Origin of the sequence: Craterilacuibacter sinensis (assembly GCF_009831765.1) — a bacterium.
GTDB classification, from domain to species: Bacteria; Pseudomonadota; Gammaproteobacteria; order Burkholderiales; family Chromobacteriaceae; genus Craterilacuibacter; species Craterilacuibacter sinensis.
Map to the genome: position 1 here is coordinate 49,368 of NZ_WSSB01000010.1, position 21,653 is coordinate 71,020.

The 21,653-nt window shown below is 59.6% G+C and carries 17 protein-coding genes and 7 tRNA genes; 11 read left to right on the forward strand and 13 right to left on the reverse strand.

The window, feature by feature from the left end; translation table 11 throughout:
* Nucleotides 1–6 precede the first annotated feature (6 nt).
* From pilB to GQF02_RS11515, 3 genes are all read right to left on the reverse strand, one after another.
* Nucleotides 7–1,713: a type IV-A pilus assembly ATPase PilB gene (gene pilB, locus GQF02_RS11505; RefSeq protein ID WP_160797304.1), complete on the reverse strand. Its 1,707-nt coding sequence runs from the start codon at nucleotides 1,711–1,713 to the stop codon at nucleotides 7–9.
* 60 nt (nucleotides 1,714–1,773) lie between these two features.
* On the reverse strand, nucleotides 1,774–3,027 hold the full coding sequence (locus GQF02_RS11510) for an HlyC/CorC family transporter (protein WP_160797306.1): 1,254 nt from the start codon (nucleotides 3,025–3,027) through the stop codon (nucleotides 1,774–1,776).
* Between the two features lie 146 nt (nucleotides 3,028–3,173).
* Nucleotides 3,174–4,196 carry a porin gene (locus GQF02_RS11515; protein WP_160797308.1) on the reverse strand — a complete coding sequence of 341 codons (1,023 nt, stop codon included), beginning with the start codon at nucleotides 4,194–4,196 and terminating at the stop codon, nucleotides 3,174–3,176.
* A 278-nt stretch (nucleotides 4,197–4,474) separates the two neighbouring features.
* On the opposite strand from GQF02_RS11515, the gene GQF02_RS11520 reads away from it, so the two are divergent.
* Complete coding sequence (locus GQF02_RS11520; RefSeq protein WP_160797310.1) at nucleotides 4,475–5,890, forward strand: cryptochrome/photolyase family protein; 1,416 nt, start codon at nucleotides 4,475–4,477, stop codon at nucleotides 5,888–5,890.
* Nucleotides 5,891–5,906: 16 nt separating this feature from the next.
* Here the strand turns inward: GQF02_RS11520 and GQF02_RS11525 are convergent, their stop codons facing one another.
* Nucleotides 5,907–6,752 carry a cytochrome C assembly family protein gene (locus tag GQF02_RS11525; protein WP_235930169.1) on the reverse strand — a complete coding sequence of 282 codons (846 nt, stop codon included), beginning with the start codon at nucleotides 6,750–6,752 and terminating at the stop codon, nucleotides 5,907–5,909.
* Nucleotides 6,753–6,835: 83 nt separating this feature from the next.
* On the opposite strand from GQF02_RS11525, the gene ffh reads away from it, so the two are divergent.
* The 4 genes from ffh (at nucleotide 6,836) to GQF02_RS11545 (ending at nucleotide 12,115) form a co-directional block, all read left to right on the forward strand.
* Nucleotides 6,836–8,188 (forward strand): signal recognition particle protein, encoded by a 1,353-nt coding sequence (gene ffh, locus GQF02_RS11530; RefSeq protein WP_124735198.1) that lies wholly within the window; start codon nucleotides 6,836–6,838, stop codon nucleotides 8,186–8,188.
* A gap of 203 nt (nucleotides 8,189–8,391) precedes the next feature.
* Complete coding sequence (gene purB / locus GQF02_RS11535) at nucleotides 8,392–9,762, forward strand: adenylosuccinate lyase (protein WP_160797312.1); 1,371 nt, start codon at nucleotides 8,392–8,394, stop codon at nucleotides 9,760–9,762.
* A 267-nt stretch (nucleotides 9,763–10,029) separates the two neighbouring features.
* Nucleotides 10,030–11,181, forward strand: coding sequence for an aromatic ring-hydroxylating oxygenase subunit alpha (locus GQF02_RS11540; protein ID WP_160797314.1), 1,152 nt, complete (start codon nucleotides 10,030–10,032; stop codon nucleotides 11,179–11,181).
* Nucleotides 11,168–12,115 carry a PDR/VanB family oxidoreductase gene (locus tag GQF02_RS11545; RefSeq protein WP_160797316.1) on the forward strand — a complete coding sequence of 316 codons (948 nt, stop codon included), beginning with the start codon at nucleotides 11,168–11,170 and terminating at the stop codon, nucleotides 12,113–12,115. The genes GQF02_RS11540 and GQF02_RS11545 overlap by 14 nt, the downstream gene beginning before the upstream one ends.
* A gap of 6 nt (nucleotides 12,116–12,121) precedes the next feature.
* Here GQF02_RS11545 and GQF02_RS11550 read toward each other — a convergent pair whose 3' ends face one another.
* A complete protein-coding gene (locus GQF02_RS11550) occupies nucleotides 12,122–13,558 on the reverse strand; it encodes a sigma-54 interaction domain-containing protein (RefSeq protein ID WP_160797318.1) in 1,437 nt (478 codons plus the stop codon).
* A 287-nt stretch (nucleotides 13,559–13,845) separates the two neighbouring features.
* Here GQF02_RS11550 and GQF02_RS11555 point away from each other — a divergent pair, with 287 nt between their 5' ends.
* The 6 genes from GQF02_RS11555 (at nucleotide 13,846) to GQF02_RS11580 (ending at nucleotide 19,809) form a co-directional block, all read left to right on the forward strand.
* The gene (locus GQF02_RS11555; protein WP_220789449.1) at nucleotides 13,846–14,643 is read left to right on the forward strand and encodes an ABC transporter ATP-binding protein; all 798 of its coding nucleotides are present in this window, start codon (nucleotides 13,846–13,848) and stop codon (nucleotides 14,641–14,643) included.
* 75 nt (nucleotides 14,644–14,718) lie between these two features.
* Nucleotides 14,719–15,495, forward strand: a complete 777-nt coding sequence (locus GQF02_RS11560) for a transporter substrate-binding domain-containing protein (RefSeq protein ID WP_160797322.1) — start codon at nucleotides 14,719–14,721, stop codon at nucleotides 15,493–15,495.
* A 63-nt stretch (nucleotides 15,496–15,558) separates the two neighbouring features.
* On the forward strand, nucleotides 15,559–16,269 hold the full coding sequence (locus tag GQF02_RS11565; protein WP_160797324.1) for an ABC transporter permease: 711 nt from the start codon (nucleotides 15,559–15,561) through the stop codon (nucleotides 16,267–16,269).
* A gap of 19 nt (nucleotides 16,270–16,288) precedes the next feature.
* On the forward strand, nucleotides 16,289–16,984 hold the full coding sequence (locus GQF02_RS11570) for an ABC transporter permease (RefSeq protein WP_160797326.1): 696 nt from the start codon (nucleotides 16,289–16,291) through the stop codon (nucleotides 16,982–16,984).
* Nucleotides 16,985–17,008: 24 nt separating this feature from the next.
* A complete protein-coding gene (locus GQF02_RS11575; RefSeq protein WP_160797329.1) occupies nucleotides 17,009–18,217 on the forward strand; it encodes a pyridoxal phosphate-dependent aminotransferase in 1,209 nt (402 codons plus the stop codon).
* Nucleotides 18,214–19,809, forward strand: coding sequence for a 5-guanidino-2-oxopentanoate decarboxylase (locus tag GQF02_RS11580; protein WP_160797331.1), 1,596 nt, complete (start codon nucleotides 18,214–18,216; stop codon nucleotides 19,807–19,809). Before GQF02_RS11575 ends, GQF02_RS11580 begins: the two co-directional genes overlap by 4 nt.
* Before the next feature lie 63 nt (nucleotides 19,810–19,872).
* On the opposite strand, the gene GQF02_RS11585 is transcribed toward GQF02_RS11580, so the two are convergent.
* From GQF02_RS11585 to GQF02_RS11620, 8 genes are all read right to left on the reverse strand, one after another.
* Nucleotides 19,873–19,949: transfer RNA gene (locus GQF02_RS11585), tRNA-Met, on the reverse strand.
* 47 nt (nucleotides 19,950–19,996) lie between these two features.
* Nucleotides 19,997–20,073 (reverse strand) — tRNA-Met (locus GQF02_RS11590).
* 45 nt (nucleotides 20,074–20,118) lie between these two features.
* Nucleotides 20,119–20,195 (reverse strand) — tRNA-Met (locus GQF02_RS11595).
* Nucleotides 20,196–20,240: 45 nt separating this feature from the next.
* A tRNA-Met gene (locus GQF02_RS11600) sits at nucleotides 20,241–20,317 on the reverse strand.
* A gap of 42 nt (nucleotides 20,318–20,359) precedes the next feature.
* Nucleotides 20,360–20,436 (reverse strand) — tRNA-Met (locus GQF02_RS11605).
* 45 nt (nucleotides 20,437–20,481) lie between these two features.
* Nucleotides 20,482–20,555: transfer RNA gene (locus GQF02_RS11610), tRNA-Met, on the reverse strand.
* 42 nt (nucleotides 20,556–20,597) lie between these two features.
* Nucleotides 20,598–20,674 (reverse strand) — tRNA-Met (locus tag GQF02_RS11615).
* Between the two features lie 80 nt (nucleotides 20,675–20,754).
* Nucleotides 20,755–21,585 carry an undecaprenyl-diphosphate phosphatase gene (locus GQF02_RS11620; RefSeq protein WP_124735200.1) on the reverse strand — a complete coding sequence of 277 codons (831 nt, stop codon included), beginning with the start codon at nucleotides 21,583–21,585 and terminating at the stop codon, nucleotides 20,755–20,757.
* Between the last annotated feature and the right edge of the window lie 68 nt (nucleotides 21,586–21,653).

A 21,653-nucleotide genomic window follows, 5' to 3' on the forward strand; every position in this document is an offset into this window, starting at 1 on the left:
CGTGTATCAATCGTTGGTCAAGGCCAGCACTTCCGTTAGCGAAGTCACGCCCTGCTTCACCTTGAGCAAGCCGGCATGGCGCAGGTCTATCATGCCCTCCTCGCGTGCCAGATCGGCGATATCGCTGGCATTGGCGTCACGCAGGATCAAGCGGATCATCGCGTCGGTCATCGGCATCAGCTCGTACAGGCCGGTCCGGCCCTTGTAACCGCTGCCGCGACAAGTATCACAGCCAACCGGGCCATACGGCTGCCAGCTGCCGTCAAGATCGGCCTCGGTAAACCCGGCCTGCAGCAGCGCCTCGCGCGGCAACTCCACCTGCGCCTTGCATTCCTTGCACAAGCGCCGCGCCAAGCGTTGCGCCATGATCAGCAACACCGAACTGGCCACATTAAACGGTGCCACGCCCATATTGAGCAAACGGGTCAGTGTGGCCGGCGCGTTATTGGTGTGCAGCGTGGAGAACACCATATGGCCTGTCTGCGCCGCCTTGATCGAAATATCCGCCGTTTCGAAGTCGCGAATCTCGCCCACCATGATGATGTCCGGATCTTGGCGCAAGAAGGCGCGCAAGGCGGCAGCAAAGGTCAGCCCGGCCTTTTCATTGACGTTGACCTGGTTGATCCCCGGCAGGTTGATTTCCACCGGGTCTTCCGCAGTGGAAATATTGGTATCGGTCTTGTTCAGGATATTGAGGCAGGAATACAGCGACACCGTCTTGCCCGAGCCGGTCGGGCCGGTCACCAGCACCATGCCGTACGGACGCTCGATGGCATCCAGCAGCAGCTTTTTCTGCGCGGGCTCGAAACCCAGTTGCTCTACATCCAGCGATGCGGCCGACGCGTCCAGAATACGCATCACAATCTTTTCGCCATACAGGGTCGGCAAGGTGCTGACCCGGAAATCGATCGCCTTATGCTTGGACACCACCAGCTTGAGGCGGCCATCCTGTGGCACGCGCTTTTCCGAAATATCCAGCCGCGAAATCACCTTGATGCGCGAAGCCAGCTTGTCCTTGATCGCCAGAGGCGGGCGGGCAATTTCCTTGAGCTCGCCATCCACCCGGTAGCGGATGCGGTAGTATTTTTCATACGGCTCGAAATGGATGTCCGATGCCCCGCCATTCACCGCATCTATCAGCACCTTGTGCAGGAACTTCACCACCGGTGCGTCTTCCACATCCGGCAGCTTGTCGCCCATGGGCGCATCCGGGTCAACCAGCTCCATCTCGCCCAGATCTTCGCCGACCAATGCGTTCAGCGCCTGCCCCGCTTCATTTTCACCGTAACGGCCAATCAGCCTTCCCAGCTTGTCATCCTCGACCACCACCACATCGACCGTCAGCCCGGTCTTGAAGGTAATGGCGTGCAGGGTCTGGGTCATGGTCGGGTCGGATGCGCCAACAAACAGCTTGCTGCCGCGCTTGAACAGCGGCACCAGCCGGCGCTGCAGCACCAAGTCTTCGTCCAGTACACCACGCGGCATATCGTCCGGATCCATGGCCGACAGATCAAACAGGGGGAAACCAAAAGCCTGCGCGGCAAAGCTGGCCAGCTCCAGCGGCGTCATGCGCTTGCTGGCCAGCAACTGTTCGACAAAACTGCAGTTGGCCGTTTTCGCCTGCCGGTCTATTGCATCGGCATCGTGCTGCGATAATTTGCCCCGCTGCACCAGCGCCCGCCCCAAGCCGGAAAAACCCGCCGCATTATCCATAAGCCTGCTGTCCCCTATTTTTTTAACCCCGTACCCGGCATCCCGCCGCGCAAGGAAAGATCATGCCTTGCTCAGGCGCACGCGTCGTATCGCGCGCTCGCCAATCTGTAATATTTCAAATATGCAGCCATAACGCTTGCAACACGTACCGACGTCGGGAATATCCCCGTAATGCTCGATCAGCAAACCGTTCAGCGTCTTGGGGCCGGACAGCGGCAAGGCCAGCGCAAACTGGCGGTTCAAGTCGCGCAGCGCCATGCTGGCATCCACCAGCAGCGAGCCATCGCTGGCGCGCGTGACCAGCGTTGCCTGCTCCGGCGACTGGGTGGTGAACTCGCCGACCACCACCTCGAGGATATCCTCCATCGTCACCAGCCCCATCAGCTCGCCATACTCGTCAACCACCACCCCGATGCGACGGCGGTTTTCCTGAAAGTTCTGCAACTGGGTAAACAGCGGGGTGCTGGCTGGCACGAAGTACGGCTCGCGGGCAACTTCGCGCAAGCCGTCCAGCGTCAGCCCTTCGCGCATCAGATGTAGCACTTTACGCACATGCAAAATGCCAATCAAATTTTCTAGCCCATTTTCGCATACCAGAATACGCGAATGATGGCAGGTCTGCAGCTTGACCAGCGTTTCATCCAGCAGTTCGGCCAGATCCACCGCCTCGATGTGGCGTCTTGGCACCATCACATCCTCGGCGGTGAAGCCTTCCAGCTCGAACAGGTTGACCAGCATCGAGCGGTGCTTGCTCTGGGTAAAGCGCGTCGACTCCAGCGCCAGCAGGCGCAACTCGTCAGCCGAAATCTGTCCGCTATCATGGCTGACATTCACCCGCAGCAACTTGAGTACGCCCTGCACAAACAGATTGACGAACCACACCAGCGGATACAACAGCTTGAGCAACAGAACCAGCGGCCCGCTCACCGCGGCGGCGACCTTGAGCGCATGCGCTGCCGCCAGAATCTTGGGCGTAGCTTCAGAAAACACCAGAATGGCGAATGTCACCGCCAGTGTGGCCAGACCCAGCGCCAGCTCATTCTGGCCGACCAGGCGGAACACAATCACCGTAGACAGCGAAGCGGCGGCCGAATTGACGAAGTTGTTGCCCAGCAGAATCACGCCCAGCAATTTATCGGTCTGCGCCAGCAGGCCCAAAGCACGGCGTGCACCCTTATTGCCAGCGGCGGCCTGCGATTTCAAACGGAAGCGGTTGGCCGCCATCATGCCGGTTTCGGACATGGAAAAAAACGCGGAAATCGCCAGCAGAATGACCAGCGTCAGAAACAGGATGGATAAGGGAATGTCGTTCAAGGGGAATGGGCACTAAATAAGGAACAGGCTCAAATTATATGGGATGGATGGCAGCGGGTACAGCGACCAGCCCCAGGCACGCTCTCTGGCGTAAAAAAACCCGGCAGCGCAGCTGCCGGGTTGATTTCAAGCTTGTAAAGACAAGCTTAGAACTTGTGAACTACGTTGAAGCTAACAGCTTTTTCGTCGCCATTCACGCCGGCATCGCTACCAGCATCAAACTTGATCTGACCATATTGCAGGCCGGCGATAGTGCGCTTGGAGAACTTGTAATCCACACCCACAATCCACTGGTCGTAACCGGAGTCGGATGCCTTATCGCCATCAATCTTCGCATCCCAGCCCTTGGCATAAGAGAACTTAGGTACAAAACGGTCAACGGTGTAGGCAACAGTCAAGCCCGCTTCGTTGGTTTTAACATCCTTATCGGCAATCGCAGCCAAGGCGGCAGCATCGGCAAAGTCACCGGCCCACGAAGCAACACCACCTTGTGACTTGGTGTACTGGTAGGACAGGGCTGCATACAGATTGTTGGCATCAACGCCGCCTTCAATACGGAACTGCTTGCTGTCGGTACCAACTTTGGCATCTTTTTGCAGGTAATCAACACCGACGAACATATTGCTGAACGCGTAGGTGCCGCCGATGTTCCACTTGTTAGCCGAACCAGCAGCTTCGTCAAAACCGTAAGCAGCAGCGAAAGTCAGGCCGCCCAGATCCGGGCTGTCGTAGCGCACGGCATTGTTAAAACGGGTGTCATTACGATAGAAGGTGCTGAAGCCGGCGGCCTTGCTGCCATACTCGTAGGTGTCCAGGCTTTCCAGATCCAGGTTGCCGTAGGTGCTCAGCTTACCGATACGTACCTTACCGAAATCACCAGCGAAGCCAACGAAGGAGTCGCGGGTAGCCCAGGTGTTGTTGCCATTGCTGTCGGTTCCATCGATGCTCAGCTTGGACTCAACCTGCCAGATGGCCTTCAGGCCATTACCCAGATCTTCGCTACCCTTGAAACCGATACGCGAACCGATATCGTCAACATTGGTTACAGCACCGTCATCGCCGGATTTAACACTTTCAACACCAGCCTTGATCGCGCCATAGATGGTCACGTCAGCCATGGCGGCAGCAGGCAGCAAGGCAACAGCCAGTGCAATAATTTTCTTGTTCATGAGTCTTTCCTTTTTCGAGGTCGGTTAACTTGCCTGATCCCGCTAGCGGGTCGGGCATATTGTTTGCCACTGCTGTCTCGCACTGGTCATGCGCATATACTAAGTGCCGCGTTGCTAAAAAACAAAAACACGCCACCGATGCGGCCAAAATAGAGACAATCAAACCGAAGAAAAACAGGCAAAACCAAGCCAATCAAGGCTTTATTCAATGTATCTATTTTGCAACACAGCTAAAACGCTATATAAGAAAAACACCAAAATTTCATGAAAGCCCCACCATGAACCCGTCACCCGTACTGTGCTGGCTACGCCGTGACCTGCGCCTGAGCGACCATGCGACCTTGTCCCGCGCGCAACAATGCGGCCCGGTACTGGCTGTTTTCGTATTTGATCCGGCCTTGCTGACAGGCCTGCCGGCAAACGACAAGCGCGTGGCGTTTATCTGCGCCGCACTCGATGAAATCCGCACCCGCTTGCGGGCGCTGGGTAGCGAACTGGTGGTGAGCTATGGCGACCCGCAGCAACAGCTGCCATGCATCGCCCAAGATTGCGGTGCCCGGCAGCTGTTTTTTGCCCGCGACTACGAGCCGATGGCACTGGCGCGTGACGCGGCGATCACGCAAATACTGGAAACACAAGGCGTGACGGTTGAGGCGGTCAAGGATCAGGTGGTTTTTGAACAGGACGAGCTACTGAGCAAGGCTGGCCAGCCCTACACCGTATTCACCCCCTACGCGCGCGCCTGGCGTGCGCAGTTGACGCCGGCAAGCTATGCCGCGTGGCCCGTAAAATTGGAAAGCCGCTATTTTGCTGCGCGCGACAGCCTGCCGGCGCAGTGGCGAGGCGATGAAAAGCCGATTGCCGTACCGGGGTTTGCAAACGCAAACCTTGCCGCGCTGACCATCCAGACCGGCGAGCGCGGCGCCCGGGCTTTGCTACAGGACTTTGCCACGCGCATCGCCCGCTATGGCGAGCTACGCGATTATCCGGCGCGCAAAGGCGTGTCTTATCTGTCGGCCCATTTACGCTTCGGGACGGTTTCGATCCGGGAACTCGTGCGTCTGGCACTGGAGGATGGCAGCGCAGGCGCGATGGTCTGGCTGAACGAGCTGATCTGGCGCGAGTTTTACCAGCAATGGCTGTGGCACTTCCCTGAGGCTGAACAGACCAGCTTCAAGCCGGCCTACCGCAATTTGGTATGGCCAGGCGAAGACAGCCATTTTGATGCATGGTGCGCAGGGCAAACCGGCTACCCGCTGGTTGATGCGGCCATGCGCCAGTTGAAACTGAGCGGCTATATGCACAACCGGCTACGCATGGTGGCGGCGAGCTTTCTGGTCAAGGATCTGTTGATAGACTGGCAACGCGGCGAGCGCTACTTTGCCAGCCAATTACTGGACTACGATATGGCGGCCAATTGCGGCGGCTGGCAGTGGGCGGCATCGACCGGCTGCGATGCGCAGCCATGGTTCCGCATCTTCAATCCGGTAACGCAATCACAGAAATTCGATGCTGACGGCCACTTTATCCGCCGCTACGTCCCCGAACTGGCGGTGCTGGACAACAAAGCCATCCACGCACCGTGGCTGGCCAAGACGCTGCCAGAAACATTCCTGCTTGGCCGCGACTACCCCGCGCCCATCGTCGAGCATGCCAGCCAGCGCGAAAAAGCGCTGGCCTTGTTCGGACGCTGAGCACACAGGGCGCAAATCAGCGCCCGAGCAGCAACTCCAGCACAATCTTGCTGCCGATATAGCCCACCAGCAGCAAACCAAAGCCGGATAGCGTCCAGCGCACAGCCAGACGGCCACGCCAGCCGTGGCGGACACGCCCCAGCAACAAGCCGCCAAACACCAGCCAGGCGGCGCAGGCGAAGACAATCTTGTGATTGAGGGTGAAGGGCGTCGCGAACATCTGCTCGGAGAACAGGATGCCGGTCAGCAATGACACCGTCAGCAGCGCGAAGCCGACCGCAATCACCTGGAACATCATCGCCTCCAGCGACAGCAAAGGCGGCAACTGACGGGTAAAGGTCGTGGCGCGGCGCGCGTGCAAGGCCCTGTCCAGCACCAGCATCAGCATGGCCAACAGTGCGGCAATGGCAAACAGGCTGTAAGCCAGCATGGACACCAATAAATGCAGCGCAAACAAGGGATTCGCCAGTTCATAGCTTAAATGATGGCCTGGCAGCAACAACTCGACGCCCAGCGCGACCACCGCCAGCGGCAACATCAATAGCTGCAGCCCTTCGACCCGATAGAAGAAACTGCTGGTCCAGTAGATCAGCAGCATCAGCCACACCACGGTCGACAGCGCGCGCCCCAGCCCCAAGTCCAGATGCGCGCCGGATAAAAGCGGCAACAGCACCAGCACGGCATGGGCCAGCAGCACCAGACCCAGCACGCCGTGCTCGATGCGCGGGGCACGCGGCAAGACCGCACGGCCTTTCCAGTGCCCTATGTGGTGCCAGGACAGGGCGAAATAAGCCAGTAAAAGACATAAAGACAAAGCAAACAGGAAACCACTCATCGTCATCAGGCCGTCAATGCCGGGCATGTACCCGGCCTCTTGTGTAAAATAGGCAGTTTGAAAGTCTACACCAAAGCTGCATTGCCGTTGGCAGACATGAAGGATGGCCCATGCTTGACAACCTGACGACACGCCTGACGGGCGTGATCAAGACGCTGCGCGGAAACGCCCGTCTCTCCGAATCCAACATCCAGGACGCGATGCGCGAAGTGCGCATGGCGCTGCTGGAAGCCGACGTGGCACTGCCCGTGGTCAAGTCCTTTATCGCCCAGGTCAAAGAGCGCGCGCTCGGCCAGGACGTAATGGGCAGCCTGACCCCGGGTCAGGCGCTGGTCGGCGTGGTCAACGACGAGTTGACCCGCCTGATGGGCGAGAAAAACGACGCCCTGAATCTGGCGGCCCAGCCGCCGGCGGTGGTACTGATGGCCGGCCTGCAAGGCGCGGGTAAAACCACCACCGTCGGCAAGCTGGCCAAGCTGCTGAAGGAAACGCAGAAGAAAAAGGTGCTGGTGGTCTCGGCCGACGTGTACCGTCCGGCCGCCATCGAGCAGCTGAAACTGCTGGCCGAACAGGCCGGCGTCGAGTGGTTCCCGTCCGAGGGTTCGCAAAAACCGGTCGATATTGCACTGGCCGCCATTGACTACGCCAAGCGCCATTTCTTCGACGTACTGATGGTCGATACCGCCGGCCGTCTGGCCATCGACGAAGCGATGATGGCCGAGATCAAGGCGCTGCACGCCGCGGTCAAGCCGGTGGAAACGCTGTTTGTGGTGGATGCGATGCAGGGCCAGGATGCGGTCAATACTGCACAGGCCTTTGGCGAAGCGCTGCCACTGACCGGCGTGGTACTGACCAAGATGGATGGCGACTCGCGCGGCGGCGCGGCCTTGTCGGTACGCCACGTTACCGGCAAGCCGATCAAGTTTATCGGTGTCGGCGAAAAGCTCACCGGCCTTGAACCGTTCCACCCTGACCGTATCGCCAACCGTATCCTGGGTATGGGCGATGTACTGAGCCTGATCGAGGATGTGCAAAAAGGCATCGATCAGGACGAAGCGGCCAAGATCGCCAAGAAGCTCAAGTCAGGCAAGGGCTTCGATCTGGAAGACTTCCTCGGCCAGATGCAACAGATGAAAAAGATGGGCGGCGTCACCAGCATGCTGGAAAAGATGCCGGGCCAGATGGGCCAGATGGCCAAGGGAATCAAGGGTGATGAAGCCGAGAAATCGATGCGCCGCATCGAGGGCATTATCTACTCGATGACGCCGCTGGAACGGCGCAAGCCCGAACTATTGAAAGCCAGCCGCAAGCGCCGCATCGCCACCGGCGCCGGTGTCTCGGTACAGGAAGTCAACAAGCTGCTCAAGCAGTTCGAGGAGATGCAGAAGATGATGAAGCAGTTCTCCAAGGGCGGCCTGTCCAAGATGATGCGCGGCATGAAGGGCATGTTGCCCGGCATGTAAAAGCGCAAAACAAGGGTCCCCAGAGACCCGGCGCGAACAACAAGGGAAGCCCATGTCGCCGGAGGCCGTATTTCCGCAGCAACGGCGCGCTGCGCTGCCCGCATCGCAACACCCCAAGCATTTTGCCGCCGGCTTGCGCCGCTGGCACTGATTGACCATGAAACGCCGGCACAGCAGCCGGCACCAGCCTGGAAATACGCGTTATGACTTTGAATGCACTCACCGCCCTGTCCCCGCTTGATGGCCGCTACGCAGGTCAAGTCGAGCCTTTGCGCAACCTGTTCTCCGAATACGGCCTGATGAAGTTCCGCATCAAGGTGGAGCTGGAATGGCTGAAAATGCTGGCCGCAGAGCCGGGCATCGGCGAAGTGAAGCCGTTCTCCGCCGCCACCTTGCACGAGATCGATGATGTCATCGCCCACTTCAGCGTGGCGCACGCCGAAGAAGTCAAAGCCATCGAAGCGCGCACCAACCACGATGTCAAAGCCATCGAGTACTGGCTGAAAGAACGCCTGTCCGGCAACCCGGAAGTGATGGCGGCCAGCGAGTTCATCCACTTCGCCTGCACCAGCGAAGACATCAACAACCTCAGCCATGCGCTGATGCTGAAGACCGCACGCAATACCGTGATTCTGCCGGCGCTGAACGAAGTCATCGCCCGCCTGAGCGCACTGGCACACGAACTGGCCGCAGTCCCGATGATGAGCCGCACCCACGGCCAGCCAGCCACACCGTCCACTCTAGGCAAGGAGCTGGCCAATGTGGTATACCGCCTCAAGCGTCAGCATGAACAACTGGTCAAGCAGGAAATCCTCGGCAAGATCAATGGCGCAGTCGGCAACTACAACGCCCATCTGGCTGCCTACCCCGATGTGGACTGGGAAAGCCTGTGCGGCCGCTTTGTATCGGGCCTGGGCATTACCTTCAACCCGTACACCATCCAGATCGAGCCGCACGACTATATGGCCGAGCTGTACCAGAACCTGTCGCGCGTGAACACCATTCTGATCGACCTGAACCGCGACGTCTGGGGCTATATCTCGCTGGGCTACTTCAAGCAGAAGGTCAAGGCCGGCGAAGTGGGCAGCTCGACCATGCCGCACAAGGTCAACCCGATCGATTTTGAAAACTCGGAAGGCAATCTCGGTCTGGCCAATGCCGTCATGGGCCATCTGGCCGACAAGCTGCCGCTCAGCCGCTGGCAGCGCGACCTGACCGACTCCACCGTGCTGCGCAATATGGGCGTCGGCATGGGCTACTCCCTCTTGGGCTTCAAATCCTGCCTCAAGGGCCTGAACAAACTGGAAGTCAATCCGGCCATGCTCGCTGCCGATCTGGATGCCACTTGGGAGCTGCTGGCCGAACCCATTCAGACCGTGATGCGCCGTTACGCCATCGAGAACCCGTACGAGCAGCTGAAAGATCTGACCCGCGGCAAGGGCGGCGTGACCAAGGCAACACTGGCTGCCTTTATCAACACGCTGGCCATTCCCGAGCACGAAAAGACCCGTCTGCTGGAAATGTCGCCGGCCAGCTATGTCGGCAAAGCCGAAGAACTGGCACGCCGTATCTAAAACGGCATTCATCCGGCTCCAACACACGCCATCCTGCTCAGGGTGGCGTTTTTTCTGCCTCCAATGGCCCGACTGCTCCCGGCAATCGGCTGCCGAAAATCCGGCACACCGCCGGATTTACAGCACAAGCACTGAAATCCGCTCCTAGCCCAAGACAGTACAAACCATAAAAATCAATAACTTACAAACAAGAACACAATGGCACGCCGCATGCTAGGTAGAGCGCATAGAACACATTTTTGCCCTTTTCCTCCACAGGAGACAGCCATGCAGCAACACCAGAGCCTGCAACTACCGGATGATTTCTGCCGCGATCTAGACCATGCCTATACCTTGCCGGCCAACTATTACACCTCCGAGTCGGTATTCCAGCACGAAAAGGAGCATATTTTCGCCCATGCCTGGCTTTGCCTATGCCACGCTAGCGAACTGGCTGAAATCAACGCTTATGTCACGCGCAAAATCGTCGGAGAGAATCTGGTCGCGGTGCGTGGCCGCGACGGTGTGCTGCGCGCCTTCTACAACGTCTGCCCGCACCGCGGCCACGAGCTATTCAAAGACAGCGGCATTTCTCGCAATATGGTGAGCTGCCCCTACCACGCATGGACTTTCAAGCTGGACGGCGAACTGGCGGTGGCGCGCAACTGCGAGAACGTCGCCCACTTCGACAAGGCCGACTACAGCCTGACCCCGCTCAGGGTGGCAGAGTACGCCGGCTTCGTCTTCGTCAACATGGATATGGACGCCGCGCCTATCGAACAGACACTCTCCGGACTGGACGCCCATCTCAAATCAGTCTGCCCCAACATTGCCGAACTGCAGGTGGCATCGCGCACCATTACCGACACCCCCGCCAACTGGAAGGTGATTGTCGACAATTATATGGAGTGCTACCACTGCGCGCCGGCGCATCCCGGATTTTCCAGTTCGGTCGATAGCGCCAGCTACACCCATACCTTTCACGGCAACTGGACATTGCAGCACGGACTCAGCAGATCGTCGGATCAGGGCTACGCCTTCGGTCAGGAGGTCAGCAACCAGGCATTCAGCGGCTACTGGGCCTGGCCCTGCGTCATGTTCAACGTGGTGCCGGGTGATGACACCATGACCGTCATCTACGAGTACCCGGTGTCTGCCGGGCTGACCGTGCAGTACTACGAGGTGCTGATGAAGAGCAAGGATGTCACGCCACAGCAGCGCGACTTTATCACCTGGGCCACGCAGACCTTCCGTCCTGAAGATCTGAGGCTGGTCGAAAGCGTGCAGCAAGGCCTGCAGTCGCGCGGCTACCGCGGCCAGGGCCGGATCATGGTCGACGCTAACCGCAGCGGCATCAGCGAGCACGGTATCGCCCACTTCCATCGCAAGGTCGCCGCCTGCTATGCCGCCCAGAATGGACAGAACGATGCCTGCGACTGAATGGCTGCACGCCACGCTCGGCGAGACGCAGCCCCTCGCCGATGGCATCTGCCAGCTAAGCTTGCTGCCGGACACACCCTATCCGCCATACGCGTCCGGCAGCCACCTGCTGGTGCGTGTCGGCGGGCAGGCCGACGGCCCGACAAATGCCTATTCGCTACTGGGCGGCAGCGCTAGGAACGATGTGCGCATTGCCGTGCAGCGTGCCGAAGCATCGCGCGGCGGCTCGCACTGGCTGCACACACTCAGACCGGGCGACCGGCTTTGTATCAGCACACCGGCCAACCTGTTCCCACTGGAACCTAACGCCAGCGGGCACATGTTCATTGCGGGCGGGATCGGCATCACTCCGTTTATCGCACATCTGGCCGCGCTGGATGCCACTGGCCAGCGCGCCCGCTTGCACTATGCCTACCGCAGCGCCAGCAAAGCGGCCTTCGTGGCAGAGCTGTCCGGCTACGCCGATACGCAATGCTATGATGCCGGCCGTGGCCAGCGCATGGACATCAGGGCGCTACTGCAAGGTGTCGACGCGCACACCCATGTCTACGCCTGCGGCCCACAGCGACTGCTGGACGACGTCGAGCTTCACGGCGCCGACCTGCGTGCCGCTGGGCGCCTGCATATCGAACAGTTCAGTCCGCCTGCGCATCTGGCTACGGACGACAGCTTCACCATACAGCTAGCCCGCAGCGGTCAGCGACTGACCGTGGCGGCAGGAGAAAGCATCCTCGACGCCGTCCGGCGGCAAAGCACGGCCAAAGTAGAAAGCCTGTGCCGGGAAGGCTACTGCGGCACCTGTGAAACCCGCCTCCTGTCCGGACAAGCGGCGCACCGCGACCAGTACCTGAGCGATCAGGAAAAGCAGGCGCAAGACCGCATCATGCTGTGCGTGTCGCGCGCAGCATGCTCGCAACTGGTACTGGACCTGTAACCAGGCTCAGTCATCCATGACCTGCTGCGCCAGCCGGATGCCGTATTTCTTCATTTTGTACTGCAAGGTGGCACGCGGCAGCCCGCAGCGGCGTGCCGCTTCGGACAAGTTGGGATAGCGGCGCAGATAATGCAGCAGTAACTGGCGCTCGAAGCCGGCCAGCTGCTCGTCCAGCGTACCTGATGCCTCGTCGACTTCGGGCTGCGTGCCCGACTGTGCAGCGGGTGGCATCGACGCCGCTACCGGCCGTGGCGCAGCCGTTTGCTCATCATCCTCCAGTAGTACAAAGTCGAGTTCCTCGCCGTTTTCACAGAAAATCAGGCTGCGCAGCATGATGTTTTCCAGCATGCGTACATTGCCCGGCCAGCTGTGCCGTTGCAGCCGTTCGAGTACCGCCGGGCTGATGCGCTGCACCCGATTGCCGGTCAGCTTGCCGTGGCGGGCAAGAAAAGCGTGTGCCAGCAAGGGAATATCATGCCGACGCTCACGTAGCGGCGGGATGGTGAGATAGCCGACGTTCAGCCGGTACAAAAGATCAGGACGGATATGCTGCCGGCGCAGCATGTCCTGCGGCGACTCGTTGGTCGCTGCAATAATGCGCACGTCGACGCGAATCTCCCGACTGGCCCCCACACGACGGAAAGTCATCTCCTGCAAGGCACGCAACAGCTTGGCCTGCACCGCCAGCGGCATCGAGTTGAGCTCGTCAAGAAACAATGTGCCGCCATGCGCCCCCTCAAGCAGGCCGGCGCGGTCTTCGGCACCGGTAAACGCCCCCTTCACTGTGCCAAACAGCGCGCTTTCAAACAATTGCTCGGGCGTAGCAGCGCAGTTAAGCACCAGATATGGCTTACCGGCACGCGCACTCTGGCTATGCAGCAGGCGGGCAAACAACTCCTTGCCGGTTCCTGTCTCACCGTAGATCAGTACCTGCACATCGGTGCGTGCCAGACGCTGCGCCTGCTGCACCAGTTTTTGCATCGCAGGATCGCAAGTAACAATTCCATAATCATTAAGCGGCAACCGTTCGTGCAGACGCTGCTGCAGGTCGACAAAACGCTCGTGCAGTTGATTGACCTCGGTCAGGTCGCGCGCGACTTCGATCGCCCCTATCACAGCGCCGTCGGCATTACTCAGCGGCAAGGTGGTATGCACCTGATGCACCGGCTTGCCGCTGGCGTTGTAGTAAAGCTGGTACTGGTTGTGATAACGCTTGCCGCTATCCAGAGCCTGCAACAGCGTACTGCTGTGCTGATTCATACCTGGGTAGACCTGCAGCAGCGACCGGCCGAGCGCACGCTCGGCCAGACAGTCGTCCAGACGCGCACTCTCCGCGTTGTAATACACATAGTGACCGTCAGCGTCGACGATGGCGACCGCCAGCGGCAGGCTGTCAAGAAACTCGGCCAGCATGGAAATGCTGGCTGCAAGTTGCGTGTCCATGGTGTGTCTCTCCCGAGGATACTTCCTTTTTATGAATTACACATACCATGTTTCACACACTGGTGGACAGCAAACTGTCAGCAAGCTCGCCCTGGCTGCCGAATATCCGGCATAAATGCAACTTTCCGCGTCAACGGCAGAAAACCGCCGCATCCCACACCATCTCAAGCCCTTGTTTTTACCTGCTTTTACCAGCAGAAGGCAGATGGCACGTATCCTGCTTGGCAATAGACATCGTGTCGCCGCGCCAGCCTATCGTGCGCACTTAAATGGGAAAAATCTTGCCGATGCTACCTGACCCACATGCAACCAAGCAGGCAGTCATCGAAATCGCTGACCTTCACAAACGCTTTGGCGCACACCCCGTGCTGCAAGGCGTCTCTTTTACTGCGCATCAGGGCGAGGTGGTGTCGTTAATTGGTGCCAGCGGCTCGGGCAAAAGCACCTTGCTGCGCTGCATGAACCTGCTGGAAGTCCCGGACAGTGGCCGGATCGTGATCGCCGGCGAGCAGGTGGCGTTCCGTAACGACCGCAAGGGGCAGACCATGGTGGCCGACCCGCGGCAGGTCGAGCGTATCCGCACCCGCCTCGCCATGGTGTTCCAGCAGTTCAATCTCTGGCCGCATATGACAGTGCTGGAAAACCTGATCGAGGTTCCGGTACGCGTTCTGGGACAAGCGCGCCCACAAGCAATTGAACTGGCCGAAACCCTGCTGGCCAAGGTCGGTATCGCCGACAAGCGCCACCATTATCCCGCCTTTCTTTCTGGCGGACAGCAGCAGCGTGTCGCCATCGCCCGCGCGCTGGCAACCCGCCCAAGCGTCATGCTGTTCGATGAACCGACCTCGGCACTGGATCCCGAGCTAGCAGGTGAAGTCCTGAAAGTGATAAGGAATCTGGCGCAGGAAGGCTGCACCATGGTGCTCGTCACGCACGAGATGGCGTTTGCGCGCGAAGTTTCCAGCAAGGTGCTGTTCCTGCATCAGGGGCGCATCGAAGAAGTGGGTACTGCGCAACAGGTATTCGAGTCGCCAAGCAGTGAACGCTGCCGGCAGTTTGTCAACGCCCAGTTCTGCCGTGCCTGATTGCGGCCAGTGGCAACTTTTTCCCTGCAAGACACACGGGCAGCAACGCTGCCCTCATCAGGAGGTAACGAGAAGATGAAGTCCAGAATGCTTACCCTGTGCTGTTCGCTTTCCCTCGGCCTGCTCGTCCATGGCAACGCCATGGCAGGTACACCACTCAAGATCGGCCTGGCGGCCGAGCCCTACCCGCCGTTCTCGACCAAGAACAGTAGCGGACAGTGGAGCGGCTTCGAAGTCGACGTGCTCAACCAGCTATGCCGGGAAATGAAGACACAATGCCAGATTACCGAGGTGGCATGGGACGGCCTCATCCCCTCCTTGCAAAGCAAGAAAATTGACGTGATTTTCAACTCGATGTCGATCACGCCGGAACGGCAGAAAGTCATCAGCTTCAGCAAGCCTTACTATTACACCGACTCGATGTTCGTCGGCCGCAAGGGCAGCAAGCTCGACCCGAGCCCGGCCGGCATGCGCGGCAAAACGCTAGGCGTACAGTCCTCCACCGTCAACGCCAACTACGCGATGAAGCGCTACGCTCAGAGTGCCAGCATCAAGTACTACAACACCCAGGACGAACTGAACGCCGATATGGCCGCCGGACGTATAGATGCGATGCTGCTTGATGCGCTGGCTGCCAGCGACTTTCTCGCCAGCAAGGATGGTAGCGCGCTCGAGTCCAAAGGGCTGGCCACACGCGACCCGATGTTCGGCCCCGGCGTCGGTGCGGGTCTGCGCAAGCAGGACACCGCACTCAAGCAGCAGTTCGATGCCGCCATCGATAAACTGATCAAGAGCGGCAACTACGATGTCATTCAGAAGAAGTACTTCAAGATCAGCATCTTACCCAAATAAGCCCTGTGCGCGCGACTCAGGTCGCGCCCCCATCCCGGCATCACCACACTTGGGGAATCTGTCATGCAGTGGCTGAACCATGCTTTTGAAGTCGTCGTGCTCGAATGGGGGCTGCAGCTGCTGCAAGGCGCGCTGGTTACCCTGCAAATCGCGGCCGGCGCGTTTGCCATCGGTATGGCGATTGGTGTGCTCGTGGCCATGGTCAAGCTGTCCGGACCGCGCCCGCTCATCCGGCTGGCCGATCTCTACACCACGCTGTGCCGCGCCATTCCAGAGCTACTGCTGATTCTGCTGCTCTATTACGCAGGTAGCGACCTGATCAACTTCGTGCTGGCACGCTTCGGGCAGGAACCGGCCGAAATCAACGGTTTTTTCGCTGCAGTGGTCGTGCTTGGCATCGTGCAGGGTGCGTACGCTGGGGAGATTATCCGTGGTGCGATTCAGGCGATTCCATCCGGGCATATCGAAGCAGCGCGCGCATTCGGTTGTCGTCGCACGCTGATCCTGCGCCGCATCATCCTGCCGGAAATGCTGCCGTACGCGATTGGCGGGCTGTCCAACCTGTGGCTGGTTCTGATCAAGGATAGTGCACTGATCAGCATCGTCGGCTACAGCGAACTGCTGTTCACGACCAAGCAGGCCGCCGGCAGCACACGCGAGTATCTGCTGTTCTACCTGTCCGTCAGCGCACTTTACCTGCTGATCACCCTGCTCTCTAACCTGCTGTTCAGCCGGATCGACCACCACATTGCCCGCTGGATGCCGGCACACTGAACGCCGATAAGGAAAGCATATGGATTTTTCCTGGTTCTCCGAGTACCACCCGCAACTATGGCTCGCGGCACTGACCACCGTGCAATTGCTGCTGGTTTCGGGAAGTGCAGGTTTTGTGCTGGCGATACTGGTCGGCTTCGGCCGTCTCTCGAAACAGCCCTTTATCGCCTGGTTCAGCCTGTCCTACACCAATCTGATACGCGGTACGCCGCTTCTGGTGCAGATTTACGTATTGTATTACGGCCTTGGCAGCCTGTTTCAGGATATGCCGACCCTGCGCGACTCCATACTGTGGCCTTATCTGCGCGAAGGCTTCTGGTATGTCGCACTGGCGCTAACGCTCAGCGTTGGCGGCTATCTAGGCGAAGTCCTCAAAAGCGGGCTGCGCGCGGTGCCGAAGGGCGGACTGGAAGCGGCACGCGCACTGGGCATGCCGCGCTTGCTGGTCATACGCCGCATCTGGCTGCCACAAACGCTGTACATGCTGTTACCGACCCTTGCCGGCGAATCGGTCATGCTACTGAAATCGACCGCACTAGCGTCAACCGTTGCCGTCATGGACGCACTGGGGGTCGCCAATCTGATCCGTAACCAGACCTTCCTGACCTATGAGCCGCTGCTGATCATCGCCGGGCTCTACCTGTTGCTGGCAATTGCCATCGAGCAGCTTTTCAAACGGCTCGAGTCTCGCCTGCCTTTTCGCAACGCGCTTTAACTTCCACGCACAAGGATTCTTCGCATGCATTTCTCGAGTCTGGTCGACCGCCTAGCGGGCAAACGCACCGATGCCTGGCAAATCCACTATCGCGCGCTGGAAGCGCAGGCTGCTGGACGGGAAGTCTTTATTCTCAGCGTCGGCGACCCCGACTTTGCCACGCCATCCCGGATCACTGAACGCGCGGTCAGCGCCCTGCGAGCCGGTGATACCCACTACAGCGAAGTCAATGGCCGACTAGGCTTGCGCCGCGCCATTGCACAGATGCATAGCGCACAGACAGGACAAGCCGTCAGTGCAGATCAGGTCACCGTGGTCGCCGGCGCGCAAAACGGGCTGTTTGCCACCGCGCAGTGTCTGTGCGAGGCCGGAGACGAAGTACTGGTGCCAGAGCCGATGTACCTCACCTACGAAGCAAGCATCCGCGCCAGCGGTGCGACACTGGTGCCGGTCGCGGTGCATGCCAGTGATGGCTTTCATCTGCGGGCGGCAGCTTTTGTCCGTGCGATCACCCCCCGCACCCGTGCCATCTTTCTGGCGACGCCGAACAATCCGACCGGTGCGGTCATGCATCATGACGAACTGGCAGCCATTGCTGAATTGGCACAAGCCCACGACCTGTGGGTGGTGGCGGACGAAGTCTATGCCGGGCTCACTTTCGAGCAGCCTCATCTGAGCATGGCCAGCCTGCCGGGCATGGCTGCACGCACGGTAACCATCGGCAGTCTTTCCAAATCTCATGCCATGGCCGGCTGGCGCGTGGGCTGGGTGGTTTCCCCCCCCACGCTGGCCGCGCACCTCGAACGGCTCGCACTGTGCATGTTGTACGGTCTGCCGGGCTTTATCCAGGAGGCGGCGCAGCTGGCAATCGAAGAGCGCGAGCTTATCGTGAAAACGATGCGCGAGACCTACCGTCACCGCCGCGATGTCTGCTATGCGCTGCTATCCGGTGTGGAAGGACTGGCCTGCAGCCTGCCGGAAGCGGGCATGTTCATGCTGCTAGACGTGCGTGGCAGCGGGCTATCTGCACACGACTTTGCCTGGCAACTGTTTGAAGAGACCGGCGTGGCGGTGCTCGACGCCAGCGCCTTCGGCGACAGTGCCAGCGGCTTTGTGCGACTGGGCTTTGTACTGGAAGAAGAGCGGCTCGCCGAAGCATGCCGCCACATTGCCGCCTTTTCCCGCCAGTTGCAACGACAGCAACTGGGCATCGCCAGCGGGAGCGCAGCATGAAAACGCTAGGCATCTACTTGTGCGAGCTGTTGGCCGCCTACGGTGTAGATACCGTGTTCGGCATCCCGGGCGTACATACCGTTGAGCTCTACCGCGGACTGGCTGACAGCCCGATCCGCCACATCGGCGCACGCCATGAGCAAAGTCTGGGCTTCATGGCCGACGGCTACGCGCGGGTAAGCGGAAAACCCGGCGTCTGCCTTGTCATTTCCGGCCCCGGCCTTACCAACCTGCTCACGGCTATGGGACAGGCATACGCCGACTCGGTGCCGCTACTGGTTATTTCCGGCGTCAATGCGCTCGGCAAAGCGGGCTCGGGCAATGGTTATCTGCACGAACTGCCCGACCAGCAGGCGCTAGCCAGCCAAATCAGCGCCTTCAGCCATAGCATCCGCTGCGCCGACGAGCTGCCACAGGTGCTGGCGCGCGCGTTTGCCGTCTTCGATGGAGCACGCCCGCGACCGGTTCATATTGAAATTCCGCTCGACTTGATGACAGCACCCGCCGGCCACCTGCCGGTTCCACAAGCACCTCCACGTCTCAAGCGCGGTACCGCCGCGCATGAAGCACTGCAAGACGCCGCACAGCGCCTGCGTAGGGCGCAACGTCCGCTGCTACTGGTCGGGGGCGGCGCCTGCCATGCGGCAGATGAAATTACTCGTCTGGCTGAGCAACTGGACGCACCTGTATTGATGACCATCAACGCACGTGGTCTGCTGCCTGCCGGTCACCCGCTGGCACTATCCTGCTCGCCGTCACTGCCGGCCACCCGCGCACTGATCGAAGACAGCGACGTCGTGCTAGCGATCGGCACCGAGCTTGGGCCGACTGATTACGATATGTACGCAGACGGTGGTTTTTGCGTGCCCGGACAACTGATCCGTATCGACATCGACCCGCAGCAGCTCTTTCGCAACCGGGCAGCCGACCTGCCGCTCGCCGGCGACTCGGCGGCTTGCGCCAGCACGCTGAGCGCCTTGCTGGCAGGCCATCAGGGCAGCACGCATGGCGCTCAGCGTGCGGCACAGACTCGCGCGGCCTTCTGGCAGACGCTGGACGCGCAAAGCCACGCCGACCTGCACCTGCTGCTGCGCATACGTGACGCCTTGCCCGAGGCACGCTGGGTAGGCGATTCGACCCGCCTTGTCTACGCCGGCAACCTCGGCTTCGACGCGCCAGCCCCGCACCACTGGTTCAACGCCTCGGCCGGCTTCGGCGCACTGGGCTACGGCTTACCGGCGGCAATCGGTGCGGCGCTGGCCGAGCCTGCGCAGACCGTGATCTGTCTGGTCGGTGATGGCGGCCTGCAGTTCACACTGGCGGAGCTGGGTAGCGCGATCCAGAGTGACGTACGACTGGTACTGCTGCTACTGAACAACGCCTGCTATGGCGAAATCAAGAGCGCCATGCAGGCAGCCGAGATCACACCGCTCGGCGTCGACCTGCCCAGCCCTGATTTTGTGGCGCTGGCGCACGCCTACGGCTGGCAGGCTGAACGCAGCGATGACGAAGAAGTGATCGTTCATGCAGTGCTGGCTGCAGCCAAGCGCAGCCAGCCGACACTGATCGAGCTGACAAGCCGCATGGCTTGAGTGCTAATTAAAACAGCAAGGAAAGACAAAAAACCCGATGCCTAGGCATCGGGTTTTTGTTTTTGGTTGCGGGGGCAGGATTCGAACCTACGACCTTCGGGTTATGAGCCCGACGAGCTACCAGACTGCTCCACCCCGCGACAGAGGTGTTTGGCGCAAGCGCCCCGGATTATCTTCCGGTTGAAACTGGTTGCGGGGGCAGGATTCGAACCTACGACCTTCCGGTTATGAGCCCGACGAGCTACCAGCCTGCTCCACCCCGCGACAGGAATTCTGGCACTAGACCCCGGCTTGTCTACCGGTTAAACCTGGTTGCGGGAGCAGGATTCGAACCTACGACCTTCCGGTTATGAGCCCGACGAGCTACCAGACTGCTCCACCCCGCGACAGGAATTTTGGCACTAGACCCCGGCTTGTCTACCGGTTAAAACTGGTTGCGGGAGCAGGATTCGAACCTACGACCTTCGGGTTATGAGCCCGACGAGCGACCAGACTGCTCCACCCCGCGGCTGAACTGCTTGCTTACCGGTAAAACCGATCCTGCGAAAACTGGTTGCGGGGGCAGGATTCGCACCTACGACCTTCGGGTTATGCGCCCGACGAGCTACCAGACTGCTCCATCCCGCGACTGAACTGCGTGCTTACCGGTAAAACCGATACTGCGAAAACGGGTTGCGGGGGCAGGATTCGAACCTCCGACCTTCGGGTTATGAGCCCGACGAGCTACCAGACTGCTCCATCCCGCGACTGAACTGCTTGCTTACCGGTAAAACCGATACTGCGAAAACTGGTTGCGGGGGCAGGATTCGAACCTACGACCTTCGGGTTATGAGCCCGACGAGCTACCAGACTGCTCCACCCCGCGACTGAGAAATGCATAATACTCATCGGGCTGCCGGTTGTCAATTTAAATTAACAATTACCCACCGGCAGCCCGACCCTTGCTTACACCGTCCAGGCCACCCAACCCCAGTACCAGGAAGCCAGAATGATCAGGCCAAAGGCGATGCGGTACCAGGCAAATACATTGAAAGTATGACCGGAAACAAAACGGATCAGCCAGCGCACCACAATAAAGGCGCTGATAAACGACGACACCATGCCGACCGCAAACACAGGGATATCGGCTGCGGTAAACAGATCACGATGCTTGAACACATCGTAAATAGTGGCGGCAAACATCGTCGGCACGGCAAGGAAGAAGGAAAACTCGGTCGCCACCTTGCGATCCAGCCCGAACAGCATGCCACCAATAATGGTGGCACCGGAGCGGGAAGTGCCCGGCACCATGGCGAACACCTGCGCCACACCGACCTTGAGCGCATCTTTCCAGTCCATCGCATCCACGTCATGCACCCGCGGCGGGATATCAATCTGACGACGCTCGGCCCACAAAATGATAAAGCCACCAACCACCAGTGCCAGCGCGACGCAAACCGGGTTGAACAGATAATACTTGATCGCTCCGACGGCCAGAAAACCGATCACTGCCGAAGGCAAAAAGGCGACGATCAGATTGGAAACAAACTTGATGGATGCCGGCTCGCGCGCCAGCATGCCACAGGCGACATGGCTAAAGCGGGCACGATATTCCCACACCACCGCCAGAATGGCACCTAACTGGATCACCACCTCGAATACCTTGCCGGTATTGTTGTTAAAGCCGATCAGATCGCCGACCACAATCAGGTGGCCGGTACTGGATACCGGCAAGAACTCCGTCAGACCTTCAACGATACCAAGCAATAAAGCCTTGGCCAGGATAAGCCATTCCACAATCACTTCACTTTCATCGAGTACGGAGCATAAAAACACATGTCCGGCCAGCGGCCGGACATGAGAGC

Excerpts from the sequence above, each read along its gene's own strand:
- pilB (WP_160797304.1), bottom strand. The coding sequence starts at position 1,713 with ATGGATAATGCGGCGGGTTTTTCCGGCTTGGGGCGGGCGCTGGTGCAG.
- GQF02_RS11515 (WP_160797308.1), bottom strand. The coding sequence starts at position 4,196 with ATGAACAAGAAAATTATTGCACTGGCTGTTGCCTTGCTGCCTGCTGCC.
- GQF02_RS11520 (WP_160797310.1), top strand. The coding sequence starts at position 4,475 with ATGAACCCGTCACCCGTACTGTGCTGGCTACGCCGTGACCTGCGCCTG.
- GQF02_RS11525 (WP_235930169.1), bottom strand. The coding sequence starts at position 6,752 with ATGCCCGGCATTGACGGCCTGATGACGATGAGTGGTTTCCTGTTTGCT.
- ffh (WP_124735198.1), top strand. The coding sequence starts at position 6,836 with ATGCTTGACAACCTGACGACACGCCTGACGGGCGTGATCAAGACGCTG.
- purB (WP_160797312.1), top strand. The coding sequence starts at position 8,392 with ATGACTTTGAATGCACTCACCGCCCTGTCCCCGCTTGATGGCCGCTAC.
- GQF02_RS11540 (WP_160797314.1), top strand. The coding sequence starts at position 10,030 with ATGCAGCAACACCAGAGCCTGCAACTACCGGATGATTTCTGCCGCGAT.
- GQF02_RS11545 (WP_160797316.1), top strand. The coding sequence starts at position 11,168 with ATGCCTGCGACTGAATGGCTGCACGCCACGCTCGGCGAGACGCAGCCC.
- GQF02_RS11550 (WP_160797318.1), bottom strand. The coding sequence starts at position 13,558 with ATGGACACGCAACTTGCAGCCAGCATTTCCATGCTGGCCGAGTTTCTT.
- GQF02_RS11555 (WP_220789449.1), top strand. The coding sequence starts at position 13,846 with ATGCTACCTGACCCACATGCAACCAAGCAGGCAGTCATCGAAATCGCT.
- GQF02_RS11560 (WP_160797322.1), top strand. The coding sequence starts at position 14,719 with ATGAAGTCCAGAATGCTTACCCTGTGCTGTTCGCTTTCCCTCGGCCTG.
- GQF02_RS11565 (WP_160797324.1), top strand. The coding sequence starts at position 15,559 with ATGCAGTGGCTGAACCATGCTTTTGAAGTCGTCGTGCTCGAATGGGGG.
- GQF02_RS11570 (WP_160797326.1), top strand. The coding sequence starts at position 16,289 with ATGGATTTTTCCTGGTTCTCCGAGTACCACCCGCAACTATGGCTCGCG.
- GQF02_RS11575 (WP_160797329.1), top strand. The coding sequence starts at position 17,009 with ATGCATTTCTCGAGTCTGGTCGACCGCCTAGCGGGCAAACGCACCGAT.
- GQF02_RS11580 (WP_160797331.1), top strand. The coding sequence starts at position 18,214 with ATGAAAACGCTAGGCATCTACTTGTGCGAGCTGTTGGCCGCCTACGGT.